Source organism: Caballeronia sp. INDeC2, assembly GCF_023631325.1.
Taxonomy (GTDB): domain Bacteria; phylum Pseudomonadota; class Gammaproteobacteria; order Burkholderiales; family Burkholderiaceae; genus Caballeronia.
The window spans coordinates 55,803-69,085 of sequence record NZ_JALQDG010000026.1 but is presented as its reverse complement, the minus strand read 5'-3'; the positions used below and the strand labels follow the sequence as shown (position 1 = coordinate 69,085).

The following is a 13,283-nucleotide window of genomic DNA, read 5'->3' as shown; positions in this document are numbered from 1 at the left end:
AAAGGCTCATATTCCCCGGGTCATGAAATCGACACATGGCGCGGGAAACATGGCCATTTGAGCGTCTGAAACGCTTCTCGCCTGCTTTTCACTCTCCGATACAGCCCCGCGCAAGACCACCCAAGGACGCGACATGAACCAGATTGCCTTTCCCCAATCACGCGAAGGCCGCACGCTCGGGCAGCGGCTCGCGCTGCTGCTTTTCCTGATCGCCATCGGCGCGGGTGCCGTGTATTGCGTCCTGCATCTGTTCGAAGATCTCGCGCCGGTGCGTGAATCGTCGGCGTTTCCGTACATTCTGCTCGGCATCGCGCTGCTGATCGCGCTCGGCTTCGAATTCGTCAACGGCTTTCACGACACCGCGAACGCCGTCGCCACCGTAATTTACACGCACTCTTTGACACCAAACCTGGCGGTTGTCTGGTCGGGCGCATGGAATTTCATCGGCGTGCTGATTTCGAGCGGCGCGGTCGCGTTCGGCATCCTGCAACTGCTGCCGGTCGAGCTGATCATCGGCGTCGGCAGTTCGCAGGGCTTCGCGATGGTCTTCGCGCTCCTGATCGCGGCGATCATCTGGAACCTCGGCACTTGGGCGCTCGGCCTTCCTTCTTCCAGTTCGCATACGTTGATCGGGTCCGTGATCGGCGTCGGCCTGATGAACCAGATGCTGCACGGCACGAACGGCACGTCGGGCGTCGACTGGAGCCAGGCGATGTCGGTCGGCAAGTCGCTGCTGTTTTCGCCGCTCGTCGGCTTCGTGCTCGCGGGCTTTCTGCTCTACGTGCTGAAGCTCGTCGTGCGCGTGCCGGCGCTCTACAAGGAGCCGGAAAAGAACACGCCGCCGCCCTTCTGGATCCGCTGCCTGCTGATCCTCACGTGCACGGGCGTGTCGTTCGCGCACGGATCCAACGACGGTCAGAAGGGCATGGGTCTCATCATGCTGATCCTGATCGGCACCGTGCCGACCGCCTACGCGCTCAACAAGGCCATGACCGCCGACGAGACGCAGAACTTCGTCGCGGTGAGCCACAGCGCGTCGGAAGTGCTGCAGCGCTATGGCAACGGCGCGGCGCCCGCCGCCGACGCGCGCGGCCAGGTTGAAAAATACGTGCAGACGAAGACGCTCGCGCCGGACACGATCGCGTCGCTGAAGGCCGTGGTCGATTCGATCGAATCGCAGATCCGCCCGAGCCAGACGATCGCCGAGGTTCCGCAAGGCAATGTCCGCAATGTGCGCAACGAGATGTACATCGCCTCTGAAGCGCTGCGCATCATGGAAAAGCAGAAGTCGCCCGCTTTTTCTCAGGACGATGACGCCGTGCTCACCAACTACAAGAAGCAGCTCGATCACGCGACCAAGTTCATTCCGACGTGGGTGAAAGTCGCCGTCGCGGTGGCGCTCGGTCTGGGCACGATGGTCGGCTGGAAGCGCATCGTCGTGACGGTCGGCGAGCGCATCGGCAAGACGCATCTGACATACGGCCAAGGCGCGTCGGCGGAGCTCGTGGCGATGCTGACCATCGGCGCCGCCGATGTCTACGGCCTGCCCGTCAGCACGACGCACGTGCTGTCGTCCGGCGTCGCGGGCACGATGGCCGCGAACGGCTCCGGCCTGCAATGGCGCACCGTGCGCAGCCTCGCGCTCGCGTGGATCCTGACGTTGCCGGTGTCGATCGCGCTGGCGGGCCTGCTGTTCTGGGCGTTCCGCGGCATTTTCTGATCGATTTCTCGCGATTACCGGACGGCGCGCGAAAGCTCTCCCGCGCGCCGTGCAAGTTTTGCCCACCCCACCTCGTTTCGCCTCGCCTTTTCGACAATCGTCGGTTCAGACAAGCACTCGTTCGACACGCTGAACGCCTTGTGCGACGGGCTTTCAGGCTCGCTGGCACGGCCATTGCTCTTCAGCTCTCGTCGATCGCACTTCTGATCGTGCCGGCGGCCGCGAGCCGCCGTACATCCGGCGCATGACTGTCGATGACAGTTGGGAGGCTGCGCCGGACGCCGATCCGTCCCGCGGTCATTTGAACAAAGGAGAAGTCGAATGACGATCGGAACCATACTGCTGATCATCCTCATCCTGCTCTTGATCGGCGCCATTCCTTCCTGGCCGCACAGCCGCAGTTGGGGCTACGGACCGAGCGGGATTCTCGGCGTCGTGCTGGTCGTGGTGATCGTTCTGTTGTTGATGGGTCGGTTGTGACATCGGCGGCCCATCGGCCGCTAAAGACAAAAGGGGCGCTCCATCGGGGCGCCCCTTTTGTCTTTCGTTGCCACGCGCCAAGCGTTCTAGACCCGCATCACCTGGCCGTTCGGCTCGATTTTGCGCGGAATGACCGGCTCGGCCGGCTTCGGCGACGCAGTCTTCGCACGCGGCGTCACGGAAGACTGCTCGACGGCGCCCTTGTCGGCGACCTGCTTCACCGAAGTCGCGCTCTTGTGCTTTTTTCTCGCTGCGGTCTGCGCGGCCGCGTGCGTCTTGCTCTTGCCCTTGACGGACTGTGCTTCGGGAGGATTCCAGACTTCCGTGTAGCGCTCGGCCGCAAACAGCGACGACGAGCCGATCAGAAGAACGACGATCAGGAATACGCGCTTCAAGTGATTCGCTCCAACGGTTAGTGGCCCGCTCTGCGCGAGAGAATGGCGTCGAGCGACTGCTCGGACGTTTCCAGTTCGTGCAACGCGGCGTCGAGACGCTCCAGCGAGCGCGCGACGGATTGCCCGTCCTGCATGAAATCGGGCTCGCCTCGCGTGGCGTCGAACGCCGCGTTCACCGCGCGCGTCGCGCGCATGAAACGTTCGAGCGCAGCCGCTTCGAGCGGATCGTTGCGTGGAATCATCGGCAGGCTCCCTGTGCAGACAAGCTGTACGAATATACAGTAACCCGCCGTCGCGGCAAACAGGCGGCACGCGCCGTGGTGAAAATGCCGAAGCGCCTCTTGACCGGCGCTTTGGCAGCGTCCATTGGCGGCATTTCGTCGCGGCTCGATGCGCCGTCGCTCGTGATTAAGTCGCCCTTAATTCTTGCCCGACACACTCGTCTCGCGATCCGGCTCAATTGCCGCCGTCCGCATCGGACGGCCGGATCATCACCGTGAGGAATGTGCCATGTCAGCCAACACTGCCGCGCGCCGAAGCTTTGCCAATCTCGCACCGACGATGCGAAAACAATACGCGCTCACGCTGCGCGAATGCCGCCTGTCGCTGCCCGTCGAACCGCCGTGGGGCCCGGCGTATCGGATGGTCGAATGGGTGCTGAAGAACGACCAGCGCGTGCAGCGCCGCGTGCTTCCCGCCGATTGCACGCCCTCGCAGATCGCCGACGCGCTCAAGTCCCACGTACCCGGCCGCCGCTATGGTCCGACCGACGACGACGGCTGATCCGGCGCCGCGAGTAAAAACATTCATGGCATGCTTGTATTAATCCAAATGTGGACTAATATGTGAAACAAGTTCCTTTGGAGACTTAACGACATGTCCAACGCCGCACGCGCCGAACATGTGCCGGCCGGCCAACCGGCGCCGCGTCCGGCGCTGGATTCGAGCGATCTTTCCGCTGCCGGCTTGCGCGCGTTTTTCAACATCGCCCGCGACTGGGAGCTATCGGCGGAAGAGCAGATTATCTTGCTCGGCTCGCCGGGGCGCTCCACCTTCTTCAAATGGAAAGCCGCGCCGCAGTCCGCGCGGCTCGGCCGGGACACGCTGGAGCGCCTTTCGCTGATTCTCGGCATCTACAAGGCGCTGCAAATCCTTCTGCCCGACCCGAAAGCCGCCGATACCTGGATCCGCCGCCCCAACGCCGCGCCGCCCTTCGGCGGACATCCGGCGATCGACCGCCTGCTGGCGGGCAATATCAGCGATCTGGTCGCCGTGCGCCAGTACCTCGACGCAATGCGAGGCGGCTGGGCGTGATGGGAATTGCATTCAGCAAGGACACATCGAACTGGCGCGAGCAGTGGCCGCATAGCCTCATCCACTGGTCGCCCGCGTATCGCGTGATTCCCACTCGTTTTCCGGCCGTCAATCTGTTCGACCGTGTGGCGTCGCCGCAGGATTTCGAGGCGCTCTACGCGCTCGAGGCGATGACCAACGACCGTCTGCGCACCGAACTCGGCGAACTCGATCTCGTGCCGCCCGACGAACGCTGTTTCGGGCCGGGCTGCGGGCCCATCATGGCTGCGTTCACGCATCTGAATCCGAACGGCAGCCGCTTCTCCGACGGCAGCTACGGCGTGTTCTATTGCGGCCGCGAACGCGAGACCGCGATCGCCGAAACGCGCTATCACGCCGGCCTCTTTCTCGCGGCGACGAACGAAGCGCCGCTGCGCCAGCAGATGCGTCTCTATACGGTGATGGCGCACGGCGAAGTCGTCGATTTGCGCGGCGATGCGATCACGCGGGCCGGCCTCGATCCGCGCATCCTCGCACCGGACGATTACGGCCCGGGCAAGGCGCTCGGACGCGCGGTGCGCGCGGCGAGCGCGCCGGGCATCGTGTATCCGTCGGTGCGGGATCCGCAAGGCGAATGCCTCGCAGCCTTTCGCACGACGATGCTGCGCGATTGCCGCCACGCGGCGTATCTGGAATACAACTGGAACGGCGAGGCGATCGACTATGTATTCGAGCTGAATCAGGTCGGCTGAGTGGGCAAACGTTTCACAGGCTTCAGCGGATCGCGATCGCCGTTTCGGTGCGCGTGCGCGCGAGCTTCTTCGACGCCGGGCGCGCCGCCTTCCTCGCCGACTTCTTCGCGACATGCTCCAGCGCCTGCGCCGCCGCGTTCTTGCCGCTCGCCTTCAGCCCGCCCGCGCGCGCCTTGCGGCTCGATTCCGTCAGCATTCGGGTCAGGCGCGTGTCGCTCGTGGCGTCGCCCTTGCGGTTCTTGCGCGCCGCCTCGCGCGTGCGGCGTTTCGCTTCCTTTTCGAGGAAGATCGCGAGCGCGGCCTCGTCGGTCTTGAGGCCATGACGGCGCGACGCGGGCATCGTTTCGGCGAGCTCGCCCGCCTCGAAGGCGTCGATCACCGCGGGATGCACATAGCACTTGCGGCACACGGCGGGCGTGTTGCGCAGCAATTGCGCGACGTCCTTGATCGTGCCGACGACATGCTTGCGCGCCTCCGTCACCGTCTCCCATTTCAGCCGTCGCAGCGCCGCGAGCGCGAACACGCTGCCCGCCCACGTGCGATAGTCCTTCGCGGTGAAGTCGGCGCCCGTGATCTCGCGCAAATAATCGTTGATATCGGATGACGAGACCGAATGGCGCGTGCCATCGGCATCGAGATACTGGAAGAGATCCTGTCCCGGCAAGTCCATGCAGCGCTTGACGATGCGCGCGACCCGCGCGTCGCTCACCGAGACATCGTGCTCGATGCCGCTCTTGCCGCGAAATCTGAACCGCAGCGTCCCCGACGACACTTTCAGATGGCGCTTTCTCAGCGTCGTCAGCCCGTACGAGCGGTTCTCGCGCGCGTACTCCTCGCTGCCGACTCGAATGAGCGTCGTGTCGAGCAAACGCACGACGGTCGCGAGCACCTTGTTGCGCGGCATGCCGTCGAGCGACAGATCGCGCGCAACGCGCGAACGCAGCTTCGGCAGCACCGCGGAAAACGCGAGCATGCGCTCGTACTTGTTGGCGTCGCGGGTTTCGCGCCATTGCTGGTGATAGCGGTATTGCTTGCGCCCGCGCGCGTCGCGTCCGGTCGCCTGAAGATGGCCGCGCGCGTCGGGGCAGATCCAGACATCGGTATATGCGGGCGGAATGGCGAGCGCGTTGATGCGACGAATCTCGGCTTCGTCGTCGATCCGCTTGCCTTGCGTGTTGAAGTACGCGAATGCGCCGTCGATCCACTCGCGCGTGTAGCCGCGCCGCGAATCGTCCATGTAGCGCAGGCCCGGCGGCAAATCCTCGGGGCAGCCCTGCACGCCGCCTGTCGGAGCAACGCTGGCTCCGCCGCCCGTCTCCCTGTTCGTTCCGATTCTGGCCACCGCTCGCCTCGCCTGTTTGATCTTCGAGTGATGGCGATGCATCGAGCAACGTGCGTGCCGCAGCGCCCGGCGGCGCCAATCGGTCGAAGAAGTCAGGGCAACGCGAGTTCGCGCGCGCCTTCGGAGGCGGCCCAGCGCTCCTTCACGGACCAGCGCTCCTCGGTGCCGGCCTGAACGATCGTGAGCCGGCCTTCCGGCGCGAACGCGCACGTATCGATGTAAATCTGCGAGCCGATCTGCTTCACCGCGCGCGTCGGTGTATGGCCGCAGTACGTCGGCGATAGCCCGAGCTGTTGCTGCGGGTCCGCGTGACCGAGCGCGAGGCCGCGGCCCCACAGAATCTGGCTGCGCACGTCTTCGTGGAAATCGCCGGCGTCGAGTTCGGCATCGTTGCCGAAAAACTCCGCGTGCAGCACGTTGAAGCGCCGTTCGCCCTCGCCCACGACGCGCACGAGCGGCAACTTCGCGAGCCGCGCCGCAAGCGCGGCGAGCTGGTCGTCGGTGACGGCTTCGGCCCACGCGCCGCCGATCCCGTACCACGACTGACGGCGCATCGCGCCCGTCGCGACGGAGATCAGCGAATCCTCATGATTGCCGAGCACGGGATAGAACCACGGCTTGTCGATGAGATCGATCGCCGCGAGCGAGTCCGTGCCGCGATCGACCAGATCGCCGACTGAGAACAGCCGGTCGCGCGCACCGTCGAAACCGATTTCGTGCAGAAGATAACGCAGCGCATCCATGCAGCCATGCAGATCGCCGACCACGAAATCGCGGCCGATGTCATTGGCAGGATGCCTGCAGACGATAGGATAGGTAGGACCATTCATGAGCCGATGATAGCGCTCGTCAATGACAACGTGTGAGGGGTGGATCGCTTTTGCAAGCAATCCGCAAGCCGCATCCACACTCGTTACAACGGCGTTACCGGCGCGCTCGCTGCGCGCGTAAAAGCTGCCGCGCGATGTCTGTTCTACACGTATTTATTGCGCGATCGAGCGCAGCCGCGCGACCGCTTTTGCATCGGTCGTCGCGCGCGGATCGCCGAACTGGCGCGTGATGAAATTGCTCAGCACGGCGATCTGTTCGTCCGTCATTTGCGGGCCGAACGCGGGCATCTGTGCGTCGGCATCGCGCGTCTGGCGATTCACGCCATGCAGGATCACGAGGACGAGATTGCTCGTCGTCGCCGTACCCAGCGCGCCCGTGACGCCGTCGCGTACCAGCGACGGAAACGGCTTGCTGCCCTCGCCGGTCGTGCCGTGGCAACTGCCGCACGCGGCGGCGTAGAGCCGCGCGCCTTCGCTATCGATCGCCGTGACGTCCGTGCGTGCGGGGCGGCCGAAGCTCGTGCGCACGCGCGCGTCCTTCACCGCGATCGGCGGCACGCCACGCAGATACGCGATCACCGCGCGTAGATCGGCGGTCGTCAGAAATTGCGTGCTCGTAGCGACGACTTCGGCCATTGGTCCGAGCGCGTAGGCGCGGCCGGGCGCCGCGCCCGTCGACAAAAAGCGCACCAGTTCGTCGTCACGCCATGCGCCGATGCCCGCGACGCGCTCGGGCGTGAGATTGCCGGCCCGCCAGCCCGCTATCGTCGCGCCGCCAAGACGCTCGCTTCGATTCAATCCGCCGAGCCAGTTGCGCGGCGTGTGGCATTCGCCGCAATGCCCGAGCCCTTCGGCGAGATACGCGCCGCGATTCCACTCCGCGCTTTTCGACGGATCGGGCACGAAGCGTCCCGGCGAGAAATTGAACAGGTTCCACAGCGTCATCAGCCAGCGCTGGTCGAACGGAAACGAGAGCGTGTTGCGCGGCGGCGCGGCGCGCACGGGCGGCACGGTCGCGAGATACGCGCGCACCGCGAGGAGATCGTCGTCGGAAAGCAGCGTGTAGGCGGTGTACGGAAACGCGGGATAGAGCCGCTCGCCGTTGCGGCCGATGCCCTCGCGCATCGCGCGGATGAACTGCGGGTCGGTCCATGCGCCGATGCCCGTGTCGCGATCGCTCGTGATGTTCGGCGCGAATACGTTGCCGAACGGCGTCGCGATCGGCCTGCCGCCCGCGAACGGCCGCGCGGGATCGGCGGTATGGCAACTCATGCAGCCGCCCGCGCGCACGAGATACTCGCCGCGAGCGGCGTTCGTTTGCGCGTTGGAGAGGCCAGGCAGACACGCCAGCAGGACGATCACGCACGCGAGCCGCGCGTTCATCGCAACGACGTTTCGATCGTGCCGGCGAGCCGCAGCGACAGCGCCGCGATCGTCAGCGTGCAGTTGACCGAGCCGCCCGCCGGCATCACCGCGCTTCCGGCGATGAATAGATTCGCATGATCGTGCGCGCGGCACTCGGCATCGACGACGGAATCGCCCGGATCGCGGCCCATGATCGCCGTGCCCATGATATGGCTGCTCGCGCCGAGCGAATCGTCGTGTTCGATTTCGGTGCCCTCGAACATGCCCGCGATGCGCTCGAACTGCGCGCGGGTATCGGCGGCGCTCTTGCGCACGTAATCGTCGATTGCGTAGGCGATTTCCGGGCGCGGCAAGCCGAGCGCATCCTTTTGCGCCGACAACATCACGCGATTCTCGCCCGACGGCAATTGCTCGTGAAAGCTGCCGAACGTGAGTTTGCGCGCGCATCGTTCGCGGATTTGCCGGTCGAGTTCGCCGCCCGTCAGCCCTTTTTCGAGCAGGTTCCAGGTGACGGCGAGCGTCGGCGCGGCGTTCGACAGATGCAGCTTCTTCGCCGCCTGCCGCGCGCGAAACGGCCCGTCGCGAAAATCGACGATCGAGCTCATTTCTACTGGCCCGCGCCCCGGCCACAGCGCCTCGTTCGCGAGGAAGCTCACGCTCGCGCCGGGATGATCCATCAGATTGCGCCCGACCTGATCCGAGCCGTTGGCGATGCCTTTCGGATAGCGCGCCGACGCCGACATCAACAGAAGCTTGGGCGTTTCGATGCCGTTCGCCGCAATCACGAAGCGCTTGCCTGTCACGCGCGTGCTCTGACCGTTCGGGTCCTTGCAGTGAATCGCGACGATGTCGCCACGATTGTTCGCCTCGATGCGATACGCAACCGCCTGCGCAATCAGCGTCGCGCCCGCGCGCTCGGCTTTGTCGGCGTGCGTGGCGGCGTGATACAGCGCGCCGATCGGGCAGATCGGCATGCAATTGTTGTTGCCGCAGCACGCGGGGCGCGCATCGTACGGACGGCTGTTGCGCGCCATCGGCTCCGGCACGACACGCAACGACTGCGCGCCGAGCACATCGGCCACGCGCCGGTCCATCCACGAGAGCGGCAGCGCGGCCATCGGATACGGCGTCGAGCGCGGCGAGCCGAGATCGATATCCGGGCCCGCGACGCCCAGTTCGACTTCGGCCTGTCCGTACCACGGTTCGAGCGTCTCATAGGGAAACGGCCAGTCGCGGCCGACGCCGTACAGCGACTTCAGGCGAAAGTCCGCGGGCAACAGACGCCACGCGGCCCCGGCCCAATGCCACGTCGTGCCGCCGACGAGCCGAAGATATTGCGGTCGATACGGCGTCGCGCCGCGATCGACTAAATACGCGCCCGGATTCACAGGCTCGGGGCGCGGCGCGTGACGCAGAAGCGGATACGGCGCGCACAGGTCGCGCTTGTCGGCGACGCGGCGAAAATTGTCGACGATCTGCCAGCGCGCGAGACGCGGCCCGGCTTCGAGCAGGATCACCGACGCGCCCGCCTTCGCCAGCCGATACGCGACGAGGCTCCCCGCCACGCCCGACCCGACGACGACCACATCCGCCGAAGTGGAACCCGCCATGCGCGCCTTGTCCTTGGTCGTGATGCCGGCGCTCCGCCGCTCAGGGCTTGCGCGCCCAGTCGGCCGGCTCGCCGCGGCAGTATGAGGGAATCGTGAGCATGTCGCCGACGGGATCGAACATCAGTGCGCGTTCGTACGCAACGACCTCGACATGCGGCGGCTCGCCGACGATGCCGAGATACCACGCGCGCATCAGCGCGCTCACCGTCTTCGCGAGCTCGGGCCGCGTGGTTTCGAGCGCGGCGGTGATGACGTCGGTGGGCGTGCCGCCGTGCGTCGCGATCCACTGGTCGAGCGCGGCGATCTTCGCGGCGAACTCGGGAACGTTTCGCGTGAGCGCGGCATGCACGCGATCGGCCAGAAGCGGATCGAAGCTCGCGCGCCCGGTAAGCCGCGCCGATACCGCGACGAACTTGTCTAATCCCGCCGCTCGCGACGGCTGCTGAGCGCGCGCCGGCAGCCACGGCCACGCGACGGACGCGCACGCACCGCCCACGATTCCCCGCCGCTTCACGAACGACACGCGCTCAGGCGCTTTCATGCGGCTTTCCTCAGGTTGCCGAAAGGCGTTCGGGCAATAATCGCTGGCATCGAGCGCAGCCCGGCTCTCATGCGGATAAAAACGAAATGAAGCAGATTCTCCCGCCCGTCCTGCGCTACCGGCCGCGCGCCCTGATCGCCCTCCTGGTTGGTTGCGCCGTCGCCGCTTTGGTTCCTGCACATCTGCGGCCGACCGCGCGCGCGTTGATCGGATGGGACTCGGCGGTGTGGCTCTATCTCGTGCTGATCTGGCTCAAGATGGCGACCGCACGCCAGAGCGACGTGCAAGCGCTCGCCGAACGCGAGGACGAAAACGCCGCGACCGTCCTGATGGTCGTGAGCGTCGCGGCGATCGCGAGCATCGTGGCGATCGTCGTGGAGTTATCGACCGCGAAGAACATGGGCGCCGGCGCGGTGCTGCATTATGTGCTGACCGGCGCGACGATGCTCGGCGCCTGGTTCCTGATCCCGACGATGTTCACGCTGCACTACGCGCGGCACTACTATCAGTCGCCGGACAACGATCCCGCCCTCCGGTTTCCCGACCGGCATCTGAGGCCGGATTACTGGGACTTCCTCTACTTCTCCTTCACGATCGCGGTCGCATCGCAGACCGCCGACATCGCTCTCGCCTCGACATCGGCGCGGCGCACGGCGCTCGCCCAGTCGGTCCTGTCGTTCTTCTTCAATCTCGCGGTGCTCGGGCTCTCGATCAACATCGCCGCAAGCATGGTCGGCGGCTGAAACGTCGCTGTCACGCGGGCTCCATAAGCTCATCGGATACGCCGTGTAAAAACGCGGCGCGCGCCGCAGTCAGTTTTACACGCGGCACGCTCGTGCCGTTTCGTGATTGCCGAACGCGTGCGGCGGCGGTCTCTTTGCGCCATGGGCGCACGTGAACGTGTTGCAACGCACATGCGCGCCGGTTCGTGGCACACCGATTGCTGCATTGCGCCAGTCCATTCACACGAAACGCCGATCAGCGCTCGCATGCGCGGCTTGCCGCCCGCGCGTTCCTCTTGCTCAGGAGCCCACTTTGCCTTTGAATGTTTTGCTGGTCGCCTCCGAAGCCGTCCCGCTCGCCAAGACCGGCGGACTCGGCGACATGGTCAGCGCCTACGCCGCCGCGCTGCGCGAAGCCGGCGTCGATGCCACTATCCTGCTTCCCGCTTACCCGAACGCGATTGCCCAGGCAGAAGGCCTGAGCAAGGTCGGCACGTTGACGGGCCTGCCCGGCGGCGATGCGGTGCTGTTGCGCGGCCGCATGCCCGGCACCGGCCTGCCGGTGCTGCTGCTGCGCTGCGACGCGCTCTATGCGCGCACCGGTCTCTACCAGGATGCGCAGGGCCGCGATTATCCCGACAACGCGATCCGCTTCGCGACGCTCTCGGCCGCCGCCGTCAGGATCGCGGAAGGCGTGCGCGGCGTGAAGAAACCCGACATCGTTCATGCGCACGACTGGCATACGGGCCTGACGCCGCTCTTGATGAAACACGCGGGCGTGCACGCGAAAAGCGTATTCACGATCCACAATCTCGCATTCCAAGGCAATTACGCGCTCTCGCTTGGTGCGTCGCTAGGCGTGCCGGAAAAATGGCTGGTGCATGCGTTGAGCGATCCGAAGAGCATCGAGTTCTACGGCGCGCTGAGTCTGATGAAAGCGGGCATCGTGCATGCCGATCGCGTGACGACCGTCTCCGAAACCTATGCGCGCGAAATTCTCACGCCGCGTTTCGGTCATCTGATGGAAGGCGTGCTGCAAAGCTGTGCGGACAAACTGGTCGGCGTCGTCAACGGCATCGATGAAGAGACGTGGAACCCCGCCGCCGATCCGCTCATCGAACGCAACTATTCATTCGACGACATGCGCGGCAAGCACGCCTGCAAGCGTGCGTTGCAACGCAAGTTCGGCCTGCCCGTCGATCCGTTCGCACCGCTCATGGCGATCGGCAGCCGCATGACCGGTCAGAAGCTCGCCGATGTCGTCGTCGAGGCGCTGCCCCGGCTGCTCGAGAAACATCCGCGCCTGCAACTCGCGGTGATCGGCAAAGGCGAAGCGTACATCGAGAAGGCTTTCAGGAAACTCGCCCAGGAATGGCCGGATCGCGTGGGCGTGTATATCGGATATGACGAACGGCGCGCGCACGCCTTGCACGCGGGCGCGGATCTGCTCCTACACGGCAGCCGCTTCGAGCCGTGCGGCCTCACGCAGATGTATGCGATGCGCTACGGCACGCTGCCGGTCGCCTCCCGCGTGGGCGGTCTCGCCGACACCATCGTCGATGCGGCTCAAAACGCCGGACACGGGGAGCGCGACGCGCTGCGTCCTTCGGTTTATCTACGCGATGGCACGCATGACATGCCCATTGCTTCGATGCCCGCAGAGCGCGCCTCGCACGCGCCCACGGGCTTTCTCTTCGACGGCGAAAGCGCCGACGATGTCATCGACGCCGCGAGCCGCGCGCTCGATGCCTATATGCGTCCGCAAGTGTGGCGCGCGCTGCAGCGCAACGCGATGTCCTGCGATTTCGGATGGAACGAAGCCGTCACGACGATGGTCGCACTGTATGTCGGCCTGAGCGACGCGCGTCCGAGCCGCTCGACGTTGCGCACGCGCCGCGTTCCCGACGGCATGCAGGCGCCCGCGCAGGCGCAGGTTCGGAACGCGCATTCGCTTGCGCGCACCGCATGAGCATGGGCCGCGCAGTTGTTCCATAGTAGTGCCTTGATGCAAAGCTGAACCGGACAGTCGCCGGGCGCGGCACGCAACGTGCTGCCTCGCCCCGTGCAATGACCGAAGGAAATCCCTTCAGGGACGACCGAAGGAAATCACTTGGGATCGTGGCGCCCACCGTGAGCGCGACCAGCGCTAATCTGGATTTCGCCTGAGCTCCGCGCGATTCCGTCAGTGCGGACCGGCTCTTCAGCAGTTTGGCCCGTGAGCGTGATCGCGATT

14 protein-coding genes are annotated in these 13,283 nt (G+C 65.4%); 7 read left to right on the top strand and 7 right to left on the bottom strand.

The window, feature by feature from the left end; all coding sequences use genetic code 11:
• The first annotated feature begins 133 nt into the window (after positions 1–133).
• The gene (locus NCS28_RS15000; protein WP_250514551.1) at positions 134–1,720 is read left to right on the top strand and encodes an inorganic phosphate transporter; all 1,587 of its coding nucleotides are present in this window, start codon (positions 134–136) and stop codon (positions 1,718–1,720) included.
• Positions 1,721–2,041: 321 nt separating this feature from the next.
• A complete protein-coding gene (locus NCS28_RS14995; RefSeq protein WP_035502384.1) occupies positions 2,042–2,200 on the top strand; it encodes a DUF3309 family protein in 159 nt (52 codons plus the stop codon).
• 86 nt (positions 2,201–2,286) lie between these two features.
• Here NCS28_RS14995 and NCS28_RS14990 read toward each other — a convergent pair whose 3' ends face one another.
• Together NCS28_RS14990 and NCS28_RS14985 are read right to left on the bottom strand one after the other, a co-directional pair.
• A complete protein-coding gene (locus NCS28_RS14990; protein WP_250514550.1) occupies positions 2,287–2,595 on the bottom strand; it encodes a hypothetical protein in 309 nt (102 codons plus the stop codon).
• A 17-nt stretch (positions 2,596–2,612) separates the two neighbouring features.
• On the bottom strand, positions 2,613–2,837 hold the full coding sequence (locus tag NCS28_RS14985; RefSeq protein ID WP_250514549.1) for a hypothetical protein: 225 nt from the start codon (positions 2,835–2,837) through the stop codon (positions 2,613–2,615).
• A 268-nt stretch (positions 2,838–3,105) separates the two neighbouring features.
• Here NCS28_RS14985 and NCS28_RS14980 point away from each other — a divergent pair, with 268 nt between their 5' ends.
• The 3 genes from NCS28_RS14980 to NCS28_RS14970 all read left to right on the top strand — a co-directional run bounded on the left by NCS28_RS14980 (position 3,106) and on the right by NCS28_RS14970 (position 4,640).
• Positions 3,106–3,378, top strand: coding sequence for a DUF2866 domain-containing protein (locus NCS28_RS14980; RefSeq protein ID WP_250514548.1), 273 nt, complete (start codon positions 3,106–3,108; stop codon positions 3,376–3,378).
• Between the two features lie 93 nt (positions 3,379–3,471).
• Positions 3,472–3,909, top strand: coding sequence for an MbcA/ParS/Xre antitoxin family protein (locus NCS28_RS14975; RefSeq protein WP_250514547.1), 438 nt, complete (start codon positions 3,472–3,474; stop codon positions 3,907–3,909).
• Complete coding sequence (locus NCS28_RS14970; RefSeq protein ID WP_250514652.1) at positions 3,909–4,640, top strand: RES family NAD+ phosphorylase; 732 nt, start codon at positions 3,909–3,911, stop codon at positions 4,638–4,640. The genes NCS28_RS14975 and NCS28_RS14970 overlap by 1 nt, the downstream gene beginning before the upstream one ends.
• 22 nt (positions 4,641–4,662) lie before the next feature.
• Here the strand turns inward: NCS28_RS14970 and NCS28_RS14965 are convergent, their stop codons facing one another.
• From NCS28_RS14965 to NCS28_RS14945, 5 genes are all read right to left on the bottom strand, one after another.
• Positions 4,663–6,024 (bottom strand): DNA topoisomerase IB, encoded by a 1,362-nt coding sequence (locus tag NCS28_RS14965; RefSeq protein WP_502801193.1) that lies wholly within the window; start codon positions 6,022–6,024, stop codon positions 4,663–4,665.
• 50 nt (positions 6,025–6,074) lie between these two features.
• Positions 6,075–6,812 carry a metallophosphoesterase gene (locus NCS28_RS14960; RefSeq protein ID WP_250514545.1) on the bottom strand — a complete coding sequence of 246 codons (738 nt, stop codon included), beginning with the start codon at positions 6,810–6,812 and terminating at the stop codon, positions 6,075–6,077.
• A 153-nt stretch (positions 6,813–6,965) separates the two neighbouring features.
• The gene (locus tag NCS28_RS14955) at positions 6,966–8,195 is read right to left on the bottom strand and encodes a cytochrome c (RefSeq protein WP_250514544.1); all 1,230 of its coding nucleotides are present in this window, start codon (positions 8,193–8,195) and stop codon (positions 6,966–6,968) included.
• A complete protein-coding gene (locus NCS28_RS14950) occupies positions 8,192–9,787 on the bottom strand; it encodes a GMC family oxidoreductase (RefSeq protein WP_250514543.1) in 1,596 nt (531 codons plus the stop codon). Before NCS28_RS14950 ends, NCS28_RS14955 begins: the two co-directional genes overlap by 4 nt.
• A gap of 40 nt (positions 9,788–9,827) precedes the next feature.
• On the bottom strand, positions 9,828–10,328 hold the full coding sequence (locus NCS28_RS14945) for a sugar dehydrogenase complex small subunit (RefSeq protein WP_250514542.1): 501 nt from the start codon (positions 10,326–10,328) through the stop codon (positions 9,828–9,830).
• Between the two features lie 86 nt (positions 10,329–10,414).
• On the opposite strand from NCS28_RS14945, the gene NCS28_RS14940 reads away from it, so the two are divergent.
• Entirely contained in the window at positions 10,415–11,071 is a 657-nt protein-coding gene (locus tag NCS28_RS14940; protein WP_250514541.1) for a DUF1345 domain-containing protein, read from the top strand.
• A gap of 292 nt (positions 11,072–11,363) precedes the next feature.
• Positions 11,364–13,019, top strand: a complete 1,656-nt coding sequence (gene glgA / locus NCS28_RS14935) for a glycogen synthase GlgA (RefSeq protein ID WP_250514540.1) — start codon at positions 11,364–11,366, stop codon at positions 13,017–13,019.
• Positions 13,020–13,283: the final 264 nt, after the last annotated feature.

What these genes read in the sequence shown, in the direction of transcription:
- NCS28_RS15000 (WP_250514551.1), top strand. Translation starts at nt 134, where the DNA reads ATGAACCAGATTGCCTTTCCCCAATCACGCGAAGGCCGCACGCTCGGG.
- NCS28_RS14995 (WP_035502384.1), top strand. Translation starts at nt 2,042, where the DNA reads ATGACGATCGGAACCATACTGCTGATCATCCTCATCCTGCTCTTGATC.
- NCS28_RS14985 (WP_250514549.1), bottom strand. Translation starts at nt 2,837, where the DNA reads ATGATTCCACGCAACGATCCGCTCGAAGCGGCTGCGCTCGAACGTTTC.
- NCS28_RS14980 (WP_250514548.1), top strand. Translation starts at nt 3,106, where the DNA reads ATGTCAGCCAACACTGCCGCGCGCCGAAGCTTTGCCAATCTCGCACCG.
- NCS28_RS14975 (WP_250514547.1), top strand. Translation starts at nt 3,472, where the DNA reads ATGTCCAACGCCGCACGCGCCGAACATGTGCCGGCCGGCCAACCGGCG.
- NCS28_RS14970 (WP_250514652.1), top strand. Translation starts at nt 3,909, where the DNA reads ATGGGAATTGCATTCAGCAAGGACACATCGAACTGGCGCGAGCAGTGG.
- NCS28_RS14965 (WP_502801193.1), bottom strand. Translation starts at nt 6,024, where the DNA reads ATGCATCGCCATCACTCGAAGATCAAACAGGCGAGGCGAGCGGTGGCC.
- NCS28_RS14960 (WP_250514545.1), bottom strand. Translation starts at nt 6,812, where the DNA reads ATGAATGGTCCTACCTATCCTATCGTCTGCAGGCATCCTGCCAATGAC.
- NCS28_RS14955 (WP_250514544.1), bottom strand. Translation starts at nt 8,195, where the DNA reads ATGAACGCGCGGCTCGCGTGCGTGATCGTCCTGCTGGCGTGTCTGCCT.
- NCS28_RS14950 (WP_250514543.1), bottom strand. Translation starts at nt 9,787, where the DNA reads ATGGCGGGTTCCACTTCGGCGGATGTGGTCGTCGTCGGGTCGGGCGTG.
- NCS28_RS14945 (WP_250514542.1), bottom strand. Translation starts at nt 10,328, where the DNA reads ATGAAAGCGCCTGAGCGCGTGTCGTTCGTGAAGCGGCGGGGAATCGTG.
- NCS28_RS14940 (WP_250514541.1), top strand. Translation starts at nt 10,415, where the DNA reads ATGAAGCAGATTCTCCCGCCCGTCCTGCGCTACCGGCCGCGCGCCCTG.